Source organism: Erysipelatoclostridium sp. An173 (genome assembly GCF_002160495.1).
GTDB lineage: Bacteria > Bacillota_I > Bacilli_A > Erysipelotrichales > Coprobacillaceae > Thomasclavelia > Thomasclavelia merdavium.
Map to the genome: position 1 here is coordinate 45,242 of NZ_NFKR01000003.1, position 19,987 is coordinate 65,228.

Here is a 19,987-nt window from a genome sequence, read left to right on the forward strand (position 1 = left end):
TTACTAAATATCTAAATCAGTTACATATTTGGCGTTTTCTTGAATAAATTCACGTCGTGGCTCTACTTTTTCACCCATTAACATATCAAAGATCATATCTGCTTCCATTGCTTCATCTAAATCAATTTGATTTAAAATTCGTCTTTTAGGATCCATAGTTGTTTCCCATAACTGGTCAGCATTCATCTCTCCAAGACCTTTGTATCGTTGAATAGTGTATTTAGCCCCTTCACCTAATTTAGTTTTTAAATCTTCTAATTCTTCATCACTATAACAATAATGTTCATCTTTTCCATGTTTTAAAAGATATAATGGTGGTTGTGCTGCATAAACAAAACCATTTTCAATTAAAGGTTTTAAATAACGATATAAGAATGTTAACATCAAAATACGAATGTGACCACCATCTACGTCGGCATCGGTCATGATTACAATTTTATGGTATCTTAATTTATCAATATTAAATTCATCACCAATTCCTGTTCCAAAAGCTGTAATCATCGAACGAATTTCAGCATTTCCTAAAATCTTTTCTAATCTTGATTTTTCAACATTCAAAATTTTACCACGTAAAGGTAAGATTGCCTGGATGCGACGGTCACGTCCCATTTTAGCACTACCTCCGGCTGAATCCCCTTCGACTATGAATATTTCACATTCACTAGCATCTTTACTTGAACAGTCTGCCAATTTACCAGGTAAATTAGATACTTCTAAAGCACTTTTTCTTCTAGTCATTTCTCGAGCTTTTTTAGCAGCCATTCGAGCTCTTGAAGCAACTATTGCTTTATCAACAATTATTCTAGCTGTATCTGGGTTTTCTAATAAGAATTTTTCTAATTCTTTAGAAATAATATTACTTGCAATTTTTCTTACTTCAGCGTTTCCTAATTTTGTTTTTGTTTGTCCTTCATATTGAGGATCAGGATGTTTTACAGAAATTATTGCTGTTAATCCTTCACGAACATCTTCACCAGATAAAGCATCATCATCTTTTTTCAATAAACCATTATTTTTTGCATAATTATTAATTACTCTTGTTAATGCTAATCTAAAACCTTCTTCATGAGTTCCACCCTCATGAGTATTAATATTATTACAGAAAGAATAGATATTAGATTGATATCCATCGTTGTATTGCATACCTACTTCGATAGTAATATCCTGTTGCATATCTTCCATATAAATAATTTCATCATGAATTGGTGTCTTATTTTTGTTGATATAAGCAACATATTCTTTAATACCACCTTCATAATGATAAACATGTTTACGATTTGCTCCATCACGAGTATCTTCTAATGATAATTTTAATCCCTTATTTAAAAATGCTAATTCACGAATACGTTGTCTTAAAATATCATAATCATAAACTGTTCCTTCTTTAAAAATAAGTGGATCAGCTTTAAAAGTTACAATAGTTCCTGTAATATCACTATCACCAATAATTTTTAATGGTTCAACTGGTTGACCACCATTTTCATAACGTTGATAATAAATATGTCCATCACGATGTACATGAACTTCTAACCAAGATGACAAAGCATTTACGACAGAAGCTCCAACACCATGTAGACCACCAGAAACCTTATATCCGCCGCCACCAAATTTTCCACCGGCATGTAATACTGTAAAAATTGTTTCAACAGTAGAAATTCCTGTTTTTGCGTGAGTACCAGTAGGCATTCCACGCCCATCATCAATTACCTGAACAACATCATCATCTTTTAAGATAACGCGAATATGGCTAGCATATCCAGCTAATGCTTCATCGATAGAATTATCAACAATTTCCCATACTAAATGATGTAATCCTCTAATTGATGTCGTTCCAATATACATACCTGGTCTTTTACGAACCGCTTCTAGTCCTTCTAATACCTGAATATCTGACTCATCATAACTATGTTGTACTTTTTCTTCTGACATTATGTAGCCTCCTTGCCACCTGCGATATAGATTTTCTTTGCTTTTTCAATAATTCGATGGTGAATACCATCTATTGAAGTTGTTGTAATAAAAGTTTGAATTTTTTGATTCAATATATCTAATAGCATGTTTTTTCTTGTTTCATCTAATTCTGATAAAACATCATCTAATAATAAAACCGGATACTCACCTATTTCCTCTTTAATCAATTCAATTAAAGCAATCTTCAAGCTGAGTACAATTGTTCTTTGTTGCCCTTGTGAAGCAAATAAATATGCTTCCTTCTGGTTTAAATAAATCTTTAAATCATCTTTATGAATTCCAATATGTGTTTGCATATAATCAATATCACGCTGATGATTTTTTTGATACATTTCTAAAATACTTTCATAGCTAACATCTTTTTTGATAAAACTATGATAAGCTAATTTAATTTGTTCATCATTCTGTTTAGAAATCAAACGATAAACAATAGCTACTTTTTCATCTAATCTTTTAATAAAATCAATTCTTCTTCTAATTAAATCATATTGCAATCTTGCCATCTGTTCATCTAAAACCTCTAGATACTCATCACTTTTTTTCCTATTTTGATGTAACAATTTTAAATACTTGTTTCTTTCTTTAAGAAGCTTATTATACTTACTTAAATTAAAAACATAAATTGGTGAAATCTTCGAAAGTTCTAAATCAATAAAATGGCGCCGATTTCTCGGACTGCCCTTAATTAAATAAAGATCATCGGGAATAAAAACAACTACATTTAATAATCCAACATATTCACTAATTTTATGAATATCCTGATCATCAATTTTAGCTCTTTTAAAATTATTACCTAATATCATTTCTAACTGTCTAGCCTTGTTATTAGTAACAACTTCACCCTTAACACGAGCAAACTCTTTATCAAACATAATCATTTGTTTATTAATATGTGTTTTAAAAGATTTACCCACAGATAATAAATAAATAGCTTCAATTAAATTAGTCTTACCTTGACCATTACTACCAATTAAAATGTTAATATCATGATCAAACTCAATAAAAAAATGATCATAATTACGAAATGTATTTAAACTCAATGAATTAATTTTCATTACTCAATTACAAATGATTCTCCATTAAATTCAACTTGATCATTAGAGCGAAGTTTTTTACCACGACGAGTTTCTACTTCACCATTAACAAGTACTAATCCATCCTGGATAACCATCTTAGCTTCAATTCCACTAGATACACAATTTGTATATTTTAAAAATTGTCCTAAAGTTATATATTCATCTTTTATTTGAATTTTTTTCATGATGTCCCTCTTTTTTTTCATAAATATATTATTATTATAACATAATTTATCCTTAAAATCAAAAAAATAAGCATATAAACGCTTTTTTTTGATTACTAAAAAAATGTTGTCTTTCTAAAAAAATTGCTCATATTTAAAATTTATCGGCATATACATAAAACAGCCAGTAAAAAAAGTGCTCTACAAAATAAAAAGCTACATATCGTAGCTTAATATGTTCTTACTGGTAAAACTAACTGGATTAAATCATCTTTTTCATAATCTTTAACGATAAATGGTTTCATAGCACCAGTAAATAAAATTTTAACTTTTGGTTCATTAAATGCTCTTAATGCATCAGTTGCATATTTTGAACTAAATGAAATACTTAAAGAATCACCTTTATAGAATGAACGATCTAAAATTTCTTCAACAGAACCAATTTCTTGCATATATGATGAAAGAATAACTTTTTCATTAGACATATCTAATTTAATAATATTATTCTGTTCATTATTTAATAAAGAAACACGATCAATTGCATTTAATAAATAGTGAGTATCAATATCTAATTCATAATCAAAACTTTCAGGAATCAAACGATTAGTATCTGGGAATGTTCCATCAATTAATCTTGTTTGAATGATATTGTTGTCAAAAACATAAAGTACTTTACGATCAGAAACATACATTTCAATTAAATCATCACGTTCAATGATTTTAGCAATTTCATCTAATGATTTTTGAGGAATTGTAATATTGAAAGTAAGTTCATCATCTAATGGCACTACTTTTTTAGCTAGACGATAACTATCAGTAGCAGTTACTTCTAATTGATTGTTAGCTGCTTTAAAGTTAATACCAGTTAAAATTGGTTTATGTTCTTTTTCACTAGCAGCAAATTTAGTTTGTGTAATAACATCTTTTAAAGTAAAAGCATTAATTAATACTTTAGTTCCTGTTTTTGATAAATCAATACGAGGATAATCAATAACGTCATTACCATTTAAATCAAATTTAGAAGTTGCTCCAGAAATTCTAGTAAGTGAACCATCAATGATTTCTAATGAAATCTCATCACTATCTATCTTTCTAACAATTTCTAATATATAACGTGAATTTAAAACTACACCACCTGTTTGTTCAATAACTAAGTCATCACTAGTTTCAATTTTAGTTTGAATTGTGATATCAGAATCACTACCAGTTAAAATTAAACCATCAGGTTGTAAATCAAATTTAATACCTGTTAATACGGGTAAAGGACTACGAATAGAAACAGCTTTAGTTGTTTTTGATAAAGCATTTAATAATTTAAGTCGATTAATTCTAAATTTCATAATGACCTCCTTTTGACTTATTATATATATTTATTTTAAATAATTCTACTAGTATTATTAGGATGTGAATTTTGTGCATAAATTTAAAAACCGTGAATAATACTAGGTTTTTTGTGTGATTTTAATGTGTCTAATTTATTCCTAATTTGTGCTTTAATTTGTTGATAGCTAATTTATAGTCAGGATCTTTCTTGATTTTATTATCAACTCGAGCACAAGCTTTCATGACCGTAGAGTGATCACGATTACTAAATATTGTTCCGATTTCTGCAAATGTGATATCTAATAGTTCTCTCATTAAATACATGCAGATTTCTCTTGGGGTTGTTAATTTACGAGTTTTATTTTTAGATACTAACTGAGAAATTGTTAAGTAATAAAACTCTGCTGTTGTTTTTAAGATTAATTCTTTTGTTAAAGCTGTTTTTGGATTTTGAACAACTTTATCATCTTTAAATGATTCTAATGCAAAAGCCATATCAATATTATTGGTATGGTTCATAATACTGCAAAAAAATAATCGCTTTAAAGCACCTTCTAGATTACGAATATCTTTACAATAGTGATTTGCCATGAAATCAACAACATCATCTTGAATAATTAATGATGGATTATCAAGATTTTCTATTTTCTTTTCTAGAATTGCTCTAGCAGTTTCAAATTCAGGTGGATCAATACCAAAACTTAAACCTGAGTTAAAACGGCTAATTAGTCGGGATTCAATTCCTTGTAATTCCTCAGGCATTTTATCACTTGTGATAACAATTTGTTTATTATTGTTGATTAATTCATTGAAAATATGGAAAAATATCTCACTACTTTTTTCTTTATTAAATAAAAACTGAATATCATCAATTAATAACATATCCAGATTTTTATATTTAAGGTAAATATCATTACTATTTTTACCTTTCATTGCCCCAATTACTTCATCGACAAATTCCTTACTAGTAATATAACGAATTTTTAATGAAGGATTGGTTTCTTTAGAATAGTTACCAATAGCATTTAATAAGTGAGTTTTTCCTAATCCTGGATTACTGTAGATAAATAAAGGATTGAAATTAGAACCAGGATTGCTAGAAACTAATAAAGCGGCATTTTGGGCCATTCTATTAGAACTACCAACAACAAAGTTATCAAAAGTGAAAGTCTTATTTAAATTATCTTTAAATGGTTGTTCATTTTGAACAGTAATTGTTTTTTTAAAATCTTCTTCACCTAATATTTCTACTGTAATTGGCGAAGCTAACATACCTGAGAGGATTTCTTCAATATCTTTTTGATTATTTTTTATTGTTTCTACATTAAATGAATAAGGAGTAGTAATGACAACCTTATTATCATTAATAGATGATATTTTGGCACTACGAAAAACAGATTCCATAATAATTTTGTCGATTTTACGACTATCAGGCAGTTCTTGTTTTTCTAGTGTATCAAGACATAATTGCCAAATTTTACTATTATCATTCATTTTTTTACCTCCGCAACTAACATTATATGTTAATAAATTGTAAATTTAAAGGAAAAAAAAGAGGCTGGAAAAGTGTTCACAAAGTTATTCACATTAATATTGGCAATTTTGTAAGAAAATAATAGAAATTCACAAAATTCACAACTTTATTTGTGCATATAGAAATATGTGAATGTGAAAAATGTGTCTAAATTAGAGTGCTAATTATCGTATTCATAATAAAGTCACAATCAAGATATTGTAATAATCGCGCTTTTTTTCAAAACTCACATTTATTCACATCAAAAAAAACAGTGATATGACTTTGTGCATAACATGTGTAATAAATTGTTGATAAAGGGGTTTTGTTTTTTGAAAAGTCACAATAAAAATGTCACAAAAAATAATGAGGTGAAGATTAAAAGAAAAAAATTTGATTATTAGCGATGTACTTTTTCGTTAATTTCATTGACTTGAGGGGCTTTTTCATATAAAATGGTGGGGCATATGTTATTTGTATAAAAGTATTAAAATATGGAGGTGTAATTAATGAAAAGAACATATCAACCAAATAAAAGAAAAAGATCAAAGACACATGGTTTTAGAGCTAGAATGGCTACTGTAGGAGGAAGAAAAGTACTTGCACGTCGCCGTAAAAGAGGAAGAAAAGTATTGTCTGCTTAAAAAAATCCACTTTACGGTGGGTTTTTTTTCTAAAAAGTTATGAAAAAAGAATATCGAGTAAAAAAAAATGAGGATTTTAGTCTCATAATAAAAGAAAAACAAAGTTTAGCTAATCGTTCTTTCATTATTTATTACCGAAAAAATGATCATCCACACGCAAGAGTTGGGATATCAGTAAGCAAAAAATTAGGAAAAGCGGTAGTACGTAATAAAATTAAGCGGCAAGTAAGGATGATGGTGCAACAGACGATTGATTTTGAAAAAAGTTATGATTATATCGTCATTATTAGAGATAAATATTTAAAATTAGATTTTAATTCTAATTTAAATGAGCTACAATATCTATATAAAAAAATATTAAAAAGGATGGAAAAATAAATGGTGTTAGATAACAAAACTAAAAAGATTCTAAAAATATTTTGTTTAGTTTTCTTTGTTGCTATCTTGACAGGATGTACTCAAAATCTTGATAGTAATGGAAATTTAATTGAGTCAAGAGCGATTACAACTTCAACACCTTGGACATTATCTGCCGGGTGGTTTGACTTTTTATTTGTAATTCCTCTAGCAAAAGGGATCCTGTTCATTAACGAATATGTTGGAAACGTTGCCTTTGGGGTAATTGGTGTTACAATCATCGTAAACTTAATTACATTACCAATTATGATTAAGTCGACTGTATCAACACAAAAAATGCAATTATTACAACCAGAATTAGAAAAAATTCAACGTAAATATCGTGGACGTAAAGATCAAGCATCACAAATGCGTCAATCTGCAGAGATTCAAAATCTTTATAAGAAAAATAACGTAAGTATGTTTGGTTCTCTTGCAACATTTTTAACATTACCAATTATGTTTGCAATGTGGCACGCTGTACAAAGAATTGAAATCTTATATGATACAATTGTTTTTGGTGTAAATTTAGGTGCTCGTCCAATTGAACATATCTTTAGCTTAGATATTCCTTATATTGTTTTATTAATTTTGGTTGCTGTAACACAATTCTTTGCAATGCAAATCAACCAAATCATGGCAAGACGTTCACCAAAATATCGACCTTCAAATCAAATGAAGTCAATGAATACCATGAATAACATAATGACAATTTTCATTATTTATTTATCAGCAACTATGCCTGCTGCAATGTCATTATACTGGATTACAACTAACGTAATTACAATCGTTAGAACTGTATATATTCAATTCTTCCATGTTGAAAAAGCAAAAAAGGAAGTTGAAGCAACAACAACTAATTTCTTAAATAAGAAAAAGTAGGTGATATAAGTGAAAAAACAGTATACTGCCAAAACTGTTCAAGATGCTGTAAATAACGCATGTGAAGAACTAGGCGTTACAATTGATGAATTAAACTATGAAGTAATTAGTGAAACAAAAACTTTATTTATAAAAAAAGCAACAATTGAATGTTACACTATACCAATGATTCAAGAGTTTATCGAAAGTTATATTCGTCGTTTTATCAGTGATATGGGATTTGAAATTGAAACAGTTTCATATCTACAAGATGGTCGTATTTATTGTAATATTAATACAAGCAATAATTCAATTTTAATTGGAAAAGCTGGTGTTATTTTAAGAGCTATTAACTTTATTGTAAAAAATGCTGTTAGTAATACATATAAAAAGCGTTATGAAATTAGTATTGATATTAACGGATATAAAGAAGATCGTTATAAAAAAGTTGCTTCAATGGCAAGAAGATTTGGTAAACAAGTTCAACGTACCAAAACAGATATTAAATTAGACCCAATGCCTGCTGATGAAAGAAAAGTAATGCATCAAGAATTAGCTAAATTTAATCATGTTAAAACTGAAAGTCATGGTGAAGGTAAAAACCGTCACATGGTAATATCTTATGTAAAATAAAATACTTTTAAGTACATGTGTTTGACCAATATTATGTTTTTAATAATATTGGTCTTTTAAATATAAAAAAACACTTGCCTTGCAGTTAGGTTTAAGTTGTATGCTTAAAGTAGGAGGATCAGGATATGGATATAACAGTAAGACAAGATTTATTGGATGTATTATATGAAAATAAGATTATTAAGTCATTGTATAATTTTGATTATCATGATCAAGCAATTATTTCGTTAACTAAAACCTTAATATCATTAGGTTATAGTGATAGTGATATTTTGGATTTGATAGATAGTGATATGAGTCTATTGGATATATTATTATTTCATTATGATTTATTACAAAATAAACAATATGAATGCTGCTGTTTAATCAATCAAATTAAAAAGATGATTAATGAGATAAAGGAAGATGAAAATGGAATATACAATTAATCAGGTTTGTAAAAAATATAATTTAAATGCTTCAACATTAAGATATTATGAAAAAGAACGATTATTACCACCAATAAAGAAAAATACAAGTAATCAGCGAGTTTATAATGATGATGATTTAAAATGGCTTGATATGATTATGTGTATGCGAAATACGGGAATGACAATAGCTTATATTCGTAATTATATTGATTTGTGTAAACAAGGGGATAAAACACTAGATCAGCGTTATGAAATTTTAAAAAAACAAAAAGAAATTTTATTACTACAGCAGCAAGAATTAAATAAACATATGGAAATGATAAATTATAAAATCGATTTTTATGAAAATAAATTAAAATGATAGCTTATGTTATCATTTTTTTATTAGTTTCATTTTCAGTAACAATTTAATAAATGTAAAGTGACTATGTTATAATATCTGTTAAGAATGGGGGATTTTAATGGATATTATGGTCGTTATTAACCAAATGATTCAATTGTTTTTAATAATTGGACTTGGTTATTTTATGCAAAAAAAGAACATATTAAATGATGAATTAAATAGTAAATTAAATTATATTGTTATTTCTATAACAACAACAGCAATGATATTTTCTTCAGTTTGTTCTACAACAATTACTGATAAAAGTATGGTTATTTATACATTAGGTGTTGCAACTGCTGTTTATTTATTATTACCAGTAATAAGCTTTATTCTTGTAAAAATAATGCGGATTCCCTTGCCACAACAAGGACTTTATATATTCATGACAATCTTTTCTAATATAGGATTTATGGGATTTCCAATTATGAAGGCTTTATTTGGAAATGATGCGGTTTTTTATACAGCACTATTTAATATTTTATTTAATCTGGAGGTATTTACATTAGGCGTTATTTTAATCAACTATGGAAATGACGTTAAAATGAAATTAAATCCTAAAAATCTATTATCACCAGGAGTAATTTCATCTGTGATTGCCATCTTTATTTATTTTTTAGAAATACCGGTTCCTGATGTACTTGCAAATTGTTGTGAGATGGTTGGTGATATGACTACTCCACTAGCAATGATGATTATTGGAGCCACTCTTGCCAATATAAAAATTAAGGATTTATTTACAGAACTAAGATTATATTATTTTACAGTAGTAAAACAAGTAGTATTACCAATCGTTGTATTCCCGATCATTGCATATTTTATTTCTGATCCATTAATTCAAGGAATTACATTAATTAATATTGCAATGCCAGTTGGAAATAGTGCAGTTTTGTTCGCTAAACAATATGGTGGGGATGTTGAATTAGCAGCTAAAAGCATTTTTATTACAACACTAGTAAGTGTCTTTACAATTCCATTAATAGTTTCATTATTATTGATATAAACACATGAATTAACATGTGTTTATTTTTTTACGTCAATATTATGTTTTTACACATATTGTGTACATATTTAAATATCTGATTTACAATAGTAGACAAAATATCGTTCTTCTTATAAAATTTGTTAATAATTTTATATATTAATTATTTTGTGCTAATCAAAATTTAGTTGATTAAATCAGTATATTTTAAAGAAAGGTGAAGGTTAATGGAAGTAAATATTGCAATATGTGATGATGAAAAAGAATATGTTAAAGAGATAATTGATTATTTAGAAAAATGTTCTTGGAAAAGAAATAATAAATTTATTTATCATGTATTTTATAGTGGTGAAGAATTATTAAATAGTAAGAAAGTCTTTGATTTAATTATTTTAGATATAAAAATGGGAAATATTTCAGGAGTAAATGTTAAAGATATTTTTTATAACCGAAATAATCAATCAAGAATTATCTTTTTAACTAACTATGATGAGTATATGGAAGATTCATTTGGTAGAAATGTTTATGGTTATATAAATAAAAGTAAAATTGACAAATTAGAAATTCCATTAACAAAAATTTATAAAGAATTACTAGAAAATAGAACTGTTGTTATAAATAATAATGTAGTAAATTTATATAAAGTTTATTATGTAAGAGCAGATGGTCCATATATCAATATTCATTATGAAAACGATTATGATATTTATCGGATGACGTTAAGTGATTTTGCAACTAGAATTTCTAATCCTAATTTTATTAGAACTCATAAATCATATCTAGTAAATATGCGCTACATAAAGAATATAGATCAACGCATTATTACTTTAGATAACGATGTAAATGTAAGTATATCACACGGGAAAAGAAGCGATGTCATGAAAACTTATCATCATTATTTAATGGAGAACATTTCATATGATTAATTGGCTAATACTATTAATAAAACAATTTATTGATATCATTAAATATTTATTAGTAGCAGATGCTTTATTTGATTTAGAATATGATAAAAATAAAAAGTTAAAAGAAATATTAGCTTTATCAATAATAATCATACTAGTTTATCTAGTCTTATTTGAACATATTGTAGATATTTGGGTAGATTTAAATGTTGTAATATGTTTTATAAGTTTAATAATTCTATTTAGGAATAATAATATAAAAACATTAAAAATACTTATAGTAAGTATAATTATAACAACTATTATTGAACAATTTGTAGATTTATTTATAGAGTATAAAATCATAGAAGTGAGTGAGATAAAATTTTTACTATCAAATTGCCTAAGATTTTTTGTAATTGTAGTAATTTATATATTATCTAAAATAATAATAATGTTATATAATAAGTACAATTTTAATAAATTTTCTAGCTATATTTATATGAATATTATATTTTCTTTTAGTGCAACAATATTTCCATTGATTATAGCCCAAACATACGATAATAAAATTAAATATCAATTAAGTGTCATAATAAAGATAGTTGCAATTACAAATATAATAATTTCAATAATATCAATAGTATTATTTATAAAAAATAAAAATGAAAAAGATAAATATTATTTAGAAAATATAGTTAAAGATGAAACATTAAAATTACAAGAAGACTATTATCAAAAATTGATAGATAACTATGCCAGTTTAAGAAATTTTAAGCATGATATTAAAGCACATTATCATGTACTTTATAAATTACTAGAAAATGATAAACATGATGATGCCAAAGAGTACTTAGAAAATATTTTTGAAAAGATTAGTTTGGTTGATGTATATAATACTAATAATCTTTATATTTCAAGTATATTAAATTCTTTTGATCAAACTTTTAAAGATAATCAGATAAATTTTGATTTTTCATATAATGTAAATAGTGTTATAAATATGGATAACATGGATATTTGTTCATTGTTTTATAATTTAGTTATAAATGCAATAGAAGCCAACTTAAAACTTTCCAATGATCGATATATCATCTTAAATGTAGTTAACATTAAAAATAATCTTCTAATAAAAATATCAAATCCGATCAATGACATCAAAGAAATTGAATATATTCAAGAAAGAAAAAGTTCCAAAATGGATGTAGAAAATCATGGCATTGGTTTACAAAAAATAAACGAAATTGTAGCTAGGTATAATGGTAAAAATGAATATAAAGTAGAAGACAATTGTTTAATAAATCAAATTGTCTTATTAAATGTGCTTGAGTTTTAAGATAAATACAATTTAAATATAATAAATACAATAATCAAAAAAACATTGATTTAATCATTATTATTTTCCTCATAAAAGGAGGAAATAATGATGATGACATATGGTTTTTATGAATGGTTAATTAAATGGTTAGGCGGAGGACATTAATCATATCAAGATTTATATAATTCGATAAAAAATATGAAAAAAGATAGAAGATTTATATTTTCTATCTTTATTATTATTTAATTAGTTTAGACAGCATAATAATATGCTGTTTTTCTATATGCGATATATAATTTTTTAACTTTCTACACCAAAGACAATATTAGCGCTTTTACGAGCTTGAGTAAGTACATCCATTACAATATATGAGTGTTCTAACATTTTATTACAAGCCTTGAAATCAAGATTATCAATATAAGTTGTAAATGCTTTGAACTCGCTATATAAACGATGATAATTACCAGTATCAATCCGTTCGCTATTTTCAGTATTTTTTAAAATTTGCACATCACTTAGTACACTTACAGGACCATCAATTTTTATACATCCCTTGTCACCTTGAATAGTTGTTGAAATAGGAGCACTACAATCTTTGGCAGCAATGCATACTGCTTCAAAATTTGGATAGTTTAGACATAAAACTCCAGAAGTATCAATGTCATGTTCAATATTGGCATAATAATGAACGTGTTCTGGTTTACCAAATAATCCAACTACAAAATGAATATTATAAACATTTAAATCCATTAAAGCTCCGCCTGATTTGTTTACATCAAATGCTGGTAAAATTATTCCTTTTTTAAAGTCATCATAACGTGAAGAATATTGAGAGAAGTTACATGAAACAATACTTATTTTACCAATTGATGGTAATTGTTTTTTTATTTTTTTGTATGCAGGTAAGTATTGATTAGTAATTGCTTCAAATAGTAAACAGTTATTTTGTTTTGATAGTGTTATTAGTTCTTTTAGTTCATCTAAATTAGATGTAAATGGTTTTTCACAAATAACATGTTTTTTATGATCTAGTGCTTTTTTTGTAAATTCAAAATGAAGATGATTAGGTACTGCAATATATACGGTATCAATATTGTCATCATCTAATAATTCATCATAATCATAATATGTTTTGTTGATATTATATTTATTAGCTAAGAAATTTATTTTTTCTATAGATTCTTTTCGACCTAAAATGGCTTCTAATTTCATATCATCGATTAAATCTGCGATAGTGAGAAAATCTTGAACGATCATGCCACTTCCAATAATTCCTAAATTCATATTACCCTCCTCCAATAGTTAATTTATATAATTATTATAACATTGATTGGGTATATTAATTAATAATAATTTATGATAAAATACAAAGGATAAAGGAAGGTGATAATGTGAATGATGATATTATTGTAGCAATTGCAACTAGTAGATTGGAAGCTGCTATTTCAATAATTAGAGTAAGTGGACCTGATTGTATTGCTTTTGTACAAAAGTTTTTCACAGGAAAAATTTTAGAAAAACCAAGTCATACAATTAATTATGGTTTTATTATAGATGAAGGAAAGAAAATAGATGAGGTTTTGGTTAATATCTATCGTGGTAAAAGAACTTTCACTGGTGAAGAAATGGTAGAGATTAACTGTCATGGTGGTGTTTATATTACTTCTAAGGTATTAGAAGTATGTATAAAAAATGGTGCTAGAATGGCAGAACGTGGTGAATTTAGTAAACGTGCTTTTTTAAATGGGCGAATTGATTTATCACAAGCTGAAGCTATTAGTGACATTATTACAGCTAAAAATAGTTATGCTACTGATTTAGCGTTAAAGGGAATCACTGGAAATATTAGTAATTTTATTGAAACATTAAAAGAGGATTTGATTCAAATAATTACGCAAATTGAAGTAAATATTGATTATCCTGAATATGATGATGTTGAAGAATTGACGGCTTCTTCTTTATTGCCTAAAAGTAGTGATTTATTAGCTAAAATGAATGAAATCTTAGAAAATTCAAAGAATATTAAGTTAATTAAAGAAGGAATTAAGACTGTTATTATTGGTCGACCTAACGTTGGGAAAAGTAGTTTATTAAATGCTTTATTGGATGAAGATAAAGCAATTGTTACTGATATTGCTGGAACGACAAGAGATATCGTTGAAGGAAGTATTAGTATAGATGGTATTGTTTTGAATATGATTGATACTGCTGGTATTAGGGAAACTGATGATATTATTGAAAGCATTGGGGTTGAAAAATCAAAGGAATTAGTTCATCAGGCTGATTTGGTTTTATTAGTAATTGATGGTAGTCAGGAATTAAGCGATGAAGATAAACAGTTATTAGAGCTTACAAAAGATGCTACAAGGATTATTGTAATCAATAAAATTGATCAAGGTATCAAAGTTGATCTACAAGGAGTAAAAATAAGTGCTAAAGATAATCAAATTGGTGATTTAGTAGCTGAAATTAAAACAATGTTTGAACTAGGTAAGATTATTGATAATAATAATTACATTTTAACTAATGCTAGACAAACGATGTTATTGCAACGTGCTAGTCAGTCATTAAATCAAGCAGTTGATGCAATGAAATTAAGTGTACCAACAGATTTAATAGTTACTGATTTGTATGAATGTTGGAATAATTTAAAAGAAATATTGGGAGAGAAAGCAAAAGAAGATTTATTAGATGAATTGTTTAAACGCTTTTGTATAGGTAAGTAGAATGGATAAAAATAAGATTTTAGAGTTTAAATTTTTAAATATAGCAAAATATTCGGGAATAGTAGCAGCAATTTCATTTGTATTATTTTTGATTATTAATGCTTTTAATACAGGCAGTAATGTCCTTTTTATAATTAGCTATGTTTTATTAATGGTTGCAATTGTTGGTGCTATTCAAGGAATATGTTTGTTTGTAATTGGTAATTATTTTGGAAAAAAGTAAGTGGGTGAATAGATGGCAGGTTTAGATGAAATATATCAAAGGATTGATTCATTATTTGAACATGGTCTTATAAACAGTTTGATAAGCATTGTTATTGTTATAATTATTGCTTTAATATTAAATAAATTAATTAATAAGATTATAAAGAAAAAAATAGATGATCCAATTAAAATCGTATTTCCAATGCGAATCAAGAAAATTGTTTTAATTTCTTTAGTATTGATTGTTATTTTAAGTGAATTAAGTGCAATGCAATCAATCATGAAAGCATTGTTAGCTAGTGGGGGAATTATCGCAGTTGTTATTGGGCTTGCCTCACAAGAAGCAGCAAGTAATATAATTAATGGTTTTATGATTTTAACTTATAAACCATATAAGATTGGTGATTTTGTTAATGTTCGTGAATATACTGTAACAGGAACAGTTATTGATATTTCAATGCGTCATAGTATTGTGGAAACATTAGAAAAAACACAGGTTATTATTCCTAATTCTATTATGAATAAAGCAATTATTGAAAATGTATCTAATGTAAAGACACAAAAAGCTAATTATTTATTAATTGAAATATCTTATGAAAGTGATTTACAAAAAGCTATTGCCATAATTCAAGAAGAAGGCGATAAGCACCCATTATGTGTTGATGGTCGAAATGAATTACAAAAAGAACAAAATGAACCAATTGTTAAAGTACATTGTATTAATTTTAATGAAAGTGGGATTCAATTAAGAGCAACATTATTATCTAAAGATAATTCAGATGGATTCCAATTAATGTCTGATTTACGTTTAAGAATCAAAGAACGTTTTGATAAAGAAGGTATTGATATTCCATATCCACATCGTGTTGTAATTAATGAAACAAAAGAAAGTAAGGAATAAAAAAGAACCAGAGCTAATCTTCTAAATTAGCTTCTGGTTCTTCTTTTATAGTCAATTTAATTTTTGTTACTCGATTAGCCTTGATACCAGTGATTTTAAAAATAAGGTTATTGATTGTAACACTTCGTTCTTGATTATCCTCAGGTATTTCTCCTAATAACTCAAGAATAAAACCACTTACTGTATCATGATTAATATCATCTATATTTAAATTTAGATCTAATTCATCAATCAAATCATCAATTATATAATTACCATCAACTATGTAATTGTGATCATCGATTTTTTGTAATTTTGGTTCATCATCAGGATCATATTCATCCTCAATTTCACCAACAATTTCTTCAATTAAATCTTCAACTGTTACAATTCCTGAAAAACCACCATATTCATCAACTAAAATAGCAATATGTTGATGATCTTCCTGTAGTTCTTTTAATAAATCATCAGTATTTTTTGATTCTAAAACAAAATATGGTTTTCTTAAAAGCTTACTAATATCTACATTATCAAATCCAACTTTGCGAGCTTCAATAACAAAATCTTTCATATTCAAAATACCAATAATGTTATCGATTGACTTTTCATATATTGGAATTCGAGTATATCGCATTGTCATCATCTGTTCAATATTTTTACTTAAAGGATCTTCAATATCAATACAGTAGACCTCTGTTCTTGGGGTCATGATATTTAATGCTAAACTTTCATCAAATTCAAAAATATTAGAAATCATATCACTTTCATTTTCATCAAAGACACCACTTTCTTGACCACTTTTTACCAAAGAACGAAATTCTTCACGAGATATGGTATCTTCAGCATTTTCATCCTTCATACCAAAAATCATCAAGACAAATTTTGTTGACCAAGATAAGATCTTAATAAATGGTGCTGCTATTTTACTAATAATTAAAACTGGTTTAGCACAAAACATTGAAAACCATTCTGCTTTTTGCAAAGCGATTCTTTTAGGTACCAACTCACCAAAAATCAATGTAATAAATGAAATTAAAATGGTAATTAATACAACAGCAATCGTATCAGCATAAGGAACAGATAAACTTTTTAAAAAGCTTGCAAAGGTAACTGAAATTCCTGTTGCAGCACTAGCAGAGTTAAAAAATCCAGCTAATGTAATAGCTACTTGAATAGTAGATAAAAAGTTAGTTGGTTCCTCTAATAACTTTTCAACTAATTTGGCTTTTTTATTTCCAGCTTCACTTAAATTTTTTATTTTAGTTTTGTTGACAGAAACAATTGCCATCTCACTTGCTGCAAAATATGCATTAACTAACGTTAAAATAACAATTAAAACAATTTGAAATGAAATCGACTCGGGGCCTGAATCCATAAAATAATACACTCCTTTTTTATATAATTATATAATCTATATTCTATCAAAGTTAAAAACAAAAGTAAATATCAATGAAAAGTGAAGAATGTTAAGATTTGATTAAAAAAGTGTATTAAATGAATTAAATCTTTAAAATTAGTCAAATTTTAAAGATTTAATCGCAATACACTTTTAATCACTACATTTATTTTTAAAAATAATTCCACCAATAACAAACATAAAAGCAATAACGATTACACCATATTTTGAACTATCAGTCAATTGAGTAACAATTCCCATTAGTAAAGTTCCCATAAAAGAAGCTCCTTTACCAAATATGTCAAATACACCGAAATATTCACTAGCCTGATTAGTAGGAATTATCTGAGTAAAATATGATCTAGATAATGCTTGAATTGCTCCTTGGAATACAGCTACAAAAACAGCTAAAACCCAGAATTTCCAAGCTGTATCTAACCATAAAGCAAATACAGCGATAAAGAAATAACCAGTAATACAAGTTAAAATTAAAGATTTAACTGAATATTTTTTAGCTAGCTTACCAAATATCAAAGAAAATGGGAAAGCTACTACTTGAGTCATTAATAAAGCTAATAATAAACTGCTATCGTTAATTCCAACATCTTTACCATATGAAGTTGCCATTTCAATAATCGTATAAACACCATCAATATAAAAGAAAAAAGCAATTAAGAAAAATAAAACTTTTTTATCATTTTTAATATTCGTCAAAACTCGTTTAAGATTACCTAATACAGGTTCTTTTTTAGTCGAATAATTTACTTGGCGATAATTTTTTAATAAAGGAATTGTTGCTAAAAGCCACCATAAAGCATTAATAATAAATGCAATTGCAGTAGCTTGTACAGTTGTTAATCCAATTGAATTAGCTCCTAAAATTAATAATAAACTAATAGTAAAAGGAATACAGCTGCCAATATATCCCCAGGCATAACCATGTGAAGAAACTTCATCAACTCGATCACTAGTTGTAATATCAACTAGCATTGAATCATAAAATACTAAGCTAGTAGATAATCCAGTTTTAGCGATAATAAAGAGTACTAGAAAAGCAATCCAGCCAAGAGGAACAGCCATAGCAACTAAACATAAAACCCCCATTAGCATAAAAAAGGTAAATATTGGTTTACGAAGATTTTTTTGATCACCAATACTACCAAGTGTTGGACCAGCTAAAGCTACTATTAGTGTTGAAATAGAAATCGCATAGCTGTAGTATGCTGTTGAATCACTTAAAGAAATCCCAGCACTAGAAGCCAGGTTTTTAAAATAAATAGGAATAATAGTGGAAACTAAAAGGACAAAAGCCGAATTTCCAACGTCATATAAAATCCAGTATTTTTCTAATTTAGTTAGTTTATTCATAATTAAAATCGAATCGGTTAGATATTCTAGTATTATTTAAGTAACTTTCATAATAACCAATTATCTCCTTTGTTGCAGTATTAATTGACTGATTAAATATATTAACCAGGATGTCAATATCGTCTTTAATTAAAGGTTCTGGTTTTGCTTGCATTACCATTCCTAAATAACTCTTAGCATTAACTAATTTCATTCCTGTTAAGATTATGGTTCTTTTAATATTGCTTTGACAAGCAAATAATTGATTAAATCGTCGAAATGATTTTAGAGAAGTTAAAATTGTATCAGGTTTCAATTTAAAAAATGGAGCAATTATAGTAGCTGTATCTTTATTAGCGATAAGATGTTTAGCACTACAATAATTGAACTTATCATTATTAATAATCATAAAACGCTGATCTAAATCCCGTTCAATGGCATAATGAGAAATTTCTTTATTCTCCATGACAGTATCAATAAAACCATGACATTCACTATCAAGAATAAAATGATTAATGAAACCGAAGATATAAGCTAAAGCGGCTTCACTATTAGTTTCTTTAAGCTGTTCTTTAGCTTTTTCAAAAAAATCGCGAGCAATTTCTTGATGAAGACGATTTCCCAATTCATTTACATAATTATTTTTTAAAGGATGATAAAAAAACAAAATATCGGGACCTTGAAGACCAATATTGTAATAATTTCGATTGTTGTTGATGATTTCAACAATTTTAGGATGATCAAGCCTGCTTAAAACTTGATTTCCAAAGTGTTGATGTGTATAACTTGCGGGCATATAAAACCTCCTGTCTAAACCATTATAAATAGTTTAAATTATTTTGTCATGTTTAATAGTTTAAGTTTAAGTTAATTTTTA

The 19,987-nt window shown here is 26.9% G+C and carries 21 protein-coding genes; 12 read left to right on the forward strand and 9 right to left on the reverse strand.

Annotation, left to right across the window (positions count from 1 at the left end; genetic code table 11):
* Positions 1-3: 3 nt before the first annotated feature.
* The 5 genes from gyrB to dnaA all read right to left on the reverse strand — a co-directional run bounded on the left by gyrB (position 4) and on the right by dnaA (position 6,028).
* Positions 4-1,929, reverse strand: coding sequence for a DNA topoisomerase (ATP-hydrolyzing) subunit B (gene gyrB, locus B5F09_RS01910; RefSeq protein WP_087301935.1), 1,926 nt, complete (start codon positions 1,927-1,929; stop codon positions 4-6).
* Complete coding sequence (gene recF / locus B5F09_RS01915) at positions 1,929-3,026, reverse strand: DNA replication/repair protein RecF (RefSeq protein ID WP_087301933.1); 1,098 nt, start codon at positions 3,024-3,026, stop codon at positions 1,929-1,931. Before recF ends, gyrB begins: the two co-directional genes overlap by 1 nt.
* Positions 3,026-3,232 carry a S4 domain-containing protein YaaA gene (yaaA, locus tag B5F09_RS01920; RefSeq protein WP_087301931.1) on the reverse strand — a complete coding sequence of 69 codons (207 nt, stop codon included), beginning with the start codon at positions 3,230-3,232 and terminating at the stop codon, positions 3,026-3,028. Before yaaA ends, recF begins: the two co-directional genes overlap by 1 nt.
* 209 nt (positions 3,233-3,441) lie before the next feature.
* Positions 3,442-4,551: a DNA polymerase III subunit beta gene (gene dnaN, locus B5F09_RS01925; protein WP_087371016.1), complete on the reverse strand. Its 1,110-nt coding sequence runs from the start codon at positions 4,549-4,551 to the stop codon at positions 3,442-3,444.
* A 130-nt stretch (positions 4,552-4,681) separates the two neighbouring features.
* Positions 4,682-6,028, reverse strand: a complete 1,347-nt coding sequence (gene dnaA / locus B5F09_RS01930) for a chromosomal replication initiator protein DnaA (RefSeq protein WP_087371019.1) — start codon at positions 6,026-6,028, stop codon at positions 4,682-4,684.
* A 528-nt stretch (positions 6,029-6,556) separates the two neighbouring features.
* On the opposite strand from dnaA, the gene rpmH reads away from it, so the two are divergent.
* From rpmH to B5F09_RS01975, 9 genes are all read left to right on the forward strand, one after another.
* Positions 6,557-6,691, forward strand: coding sequence for a 50S ribosomal protein L34 (rpmH, locus tag B5F09_RS01935; RefSeq protein WP_003535525.1), 135 nt, complete (start codon positions 6,557-6,559; stop codon positions 6,689-6,691).
* A 39-nt stretch (positions 6,692-6,730) separates the two neighbouring features.
* Entirely contained in the window at positions 6,731-7,069 is a 339-nt protein-coding gene (gene rnpA / locus B5F09_RS01940) for a ribonuclease P protein component (protein WP_087371022.1), read from the forward strand.
* Positions 7,070-7,969 (forward strand): membrane protein insertase YidC, encoded by a 900-nt coding sequence (locus tag B5F09_RS01945; RefSeq protein ID WP_087301922.1) that lies wholly within the window; start codon positions 7,070-7,072, stop codon positions 7,967-7,969.
* 9 nt (positions 7,970-7,978) lie between these two features.
* Positions 7,979-8,581, forward strand: coding sequence for an RNA-binding cell elongation regulator Jag/EloR (jag, locus tag B5F09_RS01950; RefSeq protein WP_087301920.1), 603 nt, complete (start codon positions 7,979-7,981; stop codon positions 8,579-8,581).
* Positions 8,582-8,706: 125 nt separating this feature from the next.
* Entirely contained in the window at positions 8,707-9,009 is a 303-nt protein-coding gene (locus B5F09_RS01955; protein ID WP_087301917.1) for a hypothetical protein, read from the forward strand.
* Positions 8,993-9,352: a MerR family transcriptional regulator gene (locus B5F09_RS01960; RefSeq protein ID WP_087371025.1), complete on the forward strand. Its 360-nt coding sequence runs from the start codon at positions 8,993-8,995 to the stop codon at positions 9,350-9,352. Before B5F09_RS01955 ends, B5F09_RS01960 begins: the two co-directional genes overlap by 17 nt.
* A gap of 100 nt (positions 9,353-9,452) precedes the next feature.
* Positions 9,453-10,376 (forward strand): AEC family transporter, encoded by a 924-nt coding sequence (locus tag B5F09_RS01965; RefSeq protein WP_087371028.1) that lies wholly within the window; start codon positions 9,453-9,455, stop codon positions 10,374-10,376.
* A 206-nt stretch (positions 10,377-10,582) separates the two neighbouring features.
* Complete coding sequence (locus tag B5F09_RS01970) at positions 10,583-11,281, forward strand: LytTR family DNA-binding domain-containing protein (RefSeq protein WP_087371031.1); 699 nt, start codon at positions 10,583-10,585, stop codon at positions 11,279-11,281.
* Complete coding sequence (locus B5F09_RS01975; protein ID WP_087371034.1) at positions 11,274-12,575, forward strand: sensor histidine kinase; 1,302 nt, start codon at positions 11,274-11,276, stop codon at positions 12,573-12,575. Before B5F09_RS01970 ends, B5F09_RS01975 begins: the two co-directional genes overlap by 8 nt.
* 282 nt (positions 12,576-12,857) lie before the next feature.
* On the opposite strand, the gene B5F09_RS01980 is transcribed toward B5F09_RS01975, so the two are convergent.
* A complete protein-coding gene (locus B5F09_RS01980; protein ID WP_087371037.1) occupies positions 12,858-13,841 on the reverse strand; it encodes a Gfo/Idh/MocA family protein in 984 nt (327 codons plus the stop codon).
* A 107-nt stretch (positions 13,842-13,948) separates the two neighbouring features.
* On the opposite strand from B5F09_RS01980, the gene mnmE reads away from it, so the two are divergent.
* From mnmE to B5F09_RS01995, 3 genes are read left to right on the forward strand one after another with little or no spacing between them, the layout of a single operon-like run.
* On the forward strand, positions 13,949-15,283 hold the full coding sequence (gene mnmE / locus B5F09_RS01985; RefSeq protein WP_087371040.1) for a tRNA uridine-5-carboxymethylaminomethyl(34) synthesis GTPase MnmE: 1,335 nt from the start codon (positions 13,949-13,951) through the stop codon (positions 15,281-15,283).
* 1 nt (position 15,284) lies between these two features.
* A complete protein-coding gene (locus B5F09_RS01990; protein ID WP_087301837.1) occupies positions 15,285-15,506 on the forward strand; it encodes a hypothetical protein in 222 nt (73 codons plus the stop codon).
* Between the two features lie 12 nt (positions 15,507-15,518).
* On the forward strand, positions 15,519-16,388 hold the full coding sequence (locus B5F09_RS01995) for a mechanosensitive ion channel family protein (protein ID WP_087301835.1): 870 nt from the start codon (positions 15,519-15,521) through the stop codon (positions 16,386-16,388).
* A gap of 13 nt (positions 16,389-16,401) precedes the next feature.
* On the opposite strand, the gene B5F09_RS02000 is transcribed toward B5F09_RS01995, so the two are convergent.
* The 3 genes from B5F09_RS02000 to B5F09_RS02010 form a co-directional block, all read right to left on the reverse strand.
* Entirely contained in the window at positions 16,402-17,742 is a 1,341-nt protein-coding gene (locus B5F09_RS02000; protein ID WP_087301833.1) for a hemolysin family protein, read from the reverse strand.
* A gap of 174 nt (positions 17,743-17,916) precedes the next feature.
* Positions 17,917-19,131, reverse strand: coding sequence for an MFS transporter (locus tag B5F09_RS02005; protein WP_087371043.1), 1,215 nt, complete (start codon positions 19,129-19,131; stop codon positions 17,917-17,919).
* On the reverse strand, positions 19,124-19,906 hold the full coding sequence (locus B5F09_RS02010) for a zinc dependent phospholipase C family protein (RefSeq protein ID WP_087371046.1): 783 nt from the start codon (positions 19,904-19,906) through the stop codon (positions 19,124-19,126). Before B5F09_RS02010 ends, B5F09_RS02005 begins: the two co-directional genes overlap by 8 nt.
* Positions 19,907-19,987: the final 81 nt, after the last annotated feature.

Coding starts and splice junctions, on each gene's coding strand:
- rpmH (WP_003535525.1), top strand. CDS start 6,557: ATGAAAAGAACATATCAACCAAATAAAAGAAAAAGATCAAAGACACAT.
- yaaA (WP_087301931.1), bottom strand. CDS start 3,232: ATGAAAAAAATTCAAATAAAAGATGAATATATAACTTTAGGACAATTT.
- B5F09_RS01980 (WP_087371037.1), bottom strand. CDS start 13,841: ATGAATTTAGGAATTATTGGAAGTGGCATGATCGTTCAAGATTTTCTC.
- B5F09_RS01965 (WP_087371028.1), top strand. CDS start 9,453: ATGGATATTATGGTCGTTATTAACCAAATGATTCAATTGTTTTTAATA.
- B5F09_RS01975 (WP_087371034.1), top strand. CDS start 11,274: ATGATTAATTGGCTAATACTATTAATAAAACAATTTATTGATATCATT.
- recF (WP_087301933.1), bottom strand. CDS start 3,026: ATGAAAATTAATTCATTGAGTTTAAATACATTTCGTAATTATGATCAT.
- gyrB (WP_087301935.1), bottom strand. CDS start 1,929: ATGTCAGAAGAAAAAGTACAACATAGTTATGATGAGTCAGATATTCAG.
- B5F09_RS01970 (WP_087371031.1), top strand. CDS start 10,583: ATGGAAGTAAATATTGCAATATGTGATGATGAAAAAGAATATGTTAAA.
- B5F09_RS02010 (WP_087371046.1), bottom strand. CDS start 19,906: ATGCCCGCAAGTTATACACATCAACACTTTGGAAATCAAGTTTTAAGC.
- dnaA (WP_087371019.1), bottom strand. CDS start 6,028: ATGAATGATAATAGTAAAATTTGGCAATTATGTCTTGATACACTAGAA.
- B5F09_RS01955 (WP_087301917.1), top strand. CDS start 8,707: ATGGATATAACAGTAAGACAAGATTTATTGGATGTATTATATGAAAAT.
- dnaN (WP_087371016.1), bottom strand. CDS start 4,551: ATGAAATTTAGAATTAATCGACTTAAATTATTAAATGCTTTATCAAAA.
- B5F09_RS01990 (WP_087301837.1), top strand. CDS start 15,285: ATGGATAAAAATAAGATTTTAGAGTTTAAATTTTTAAATATAGCAAAA.
- B5F09_RS01995 (WP_087301835.1), top strand. CDS start 15,519: ATGGCAGGTTTAGATGAAATATATCAAAGGATTGATTCATTATTTGAA.
- B5F09_RS02000 (WP_087301833.1), bottom strand. CDS start 17,742: ATGGATTCAGGCCCCGAGTCGATTTCATTTCAAATTGTTTTAATTGTT.
- B5F09_RS01960 (WP_087371025.1), top strand. CDS start 8,993: ATGGAATATACAATTAATCAGGTTTGTAAAAAATATAATTTAAATGCT.
- B5F09_RS02005 (WP_087371043.1), bottom strand. CDS start 19,131: ATGAATAAACTAACTAAATTAGAAAAATACTGGATTTTATATGACGTT.
- rnpA (WP_087371022.1), top strand. CDS start 6,731: ATGAAAAAAGAATATCGAGTAAAAAAAAATGAGGATTTTAGTCTCATA.
- B5F09_RS01945 (WP_087301922.1), top strand. CDS start 7,070: ATGGTGTTAGATAACAAAACTAAAAAGATTCTAAAAATATTTTGTTTA.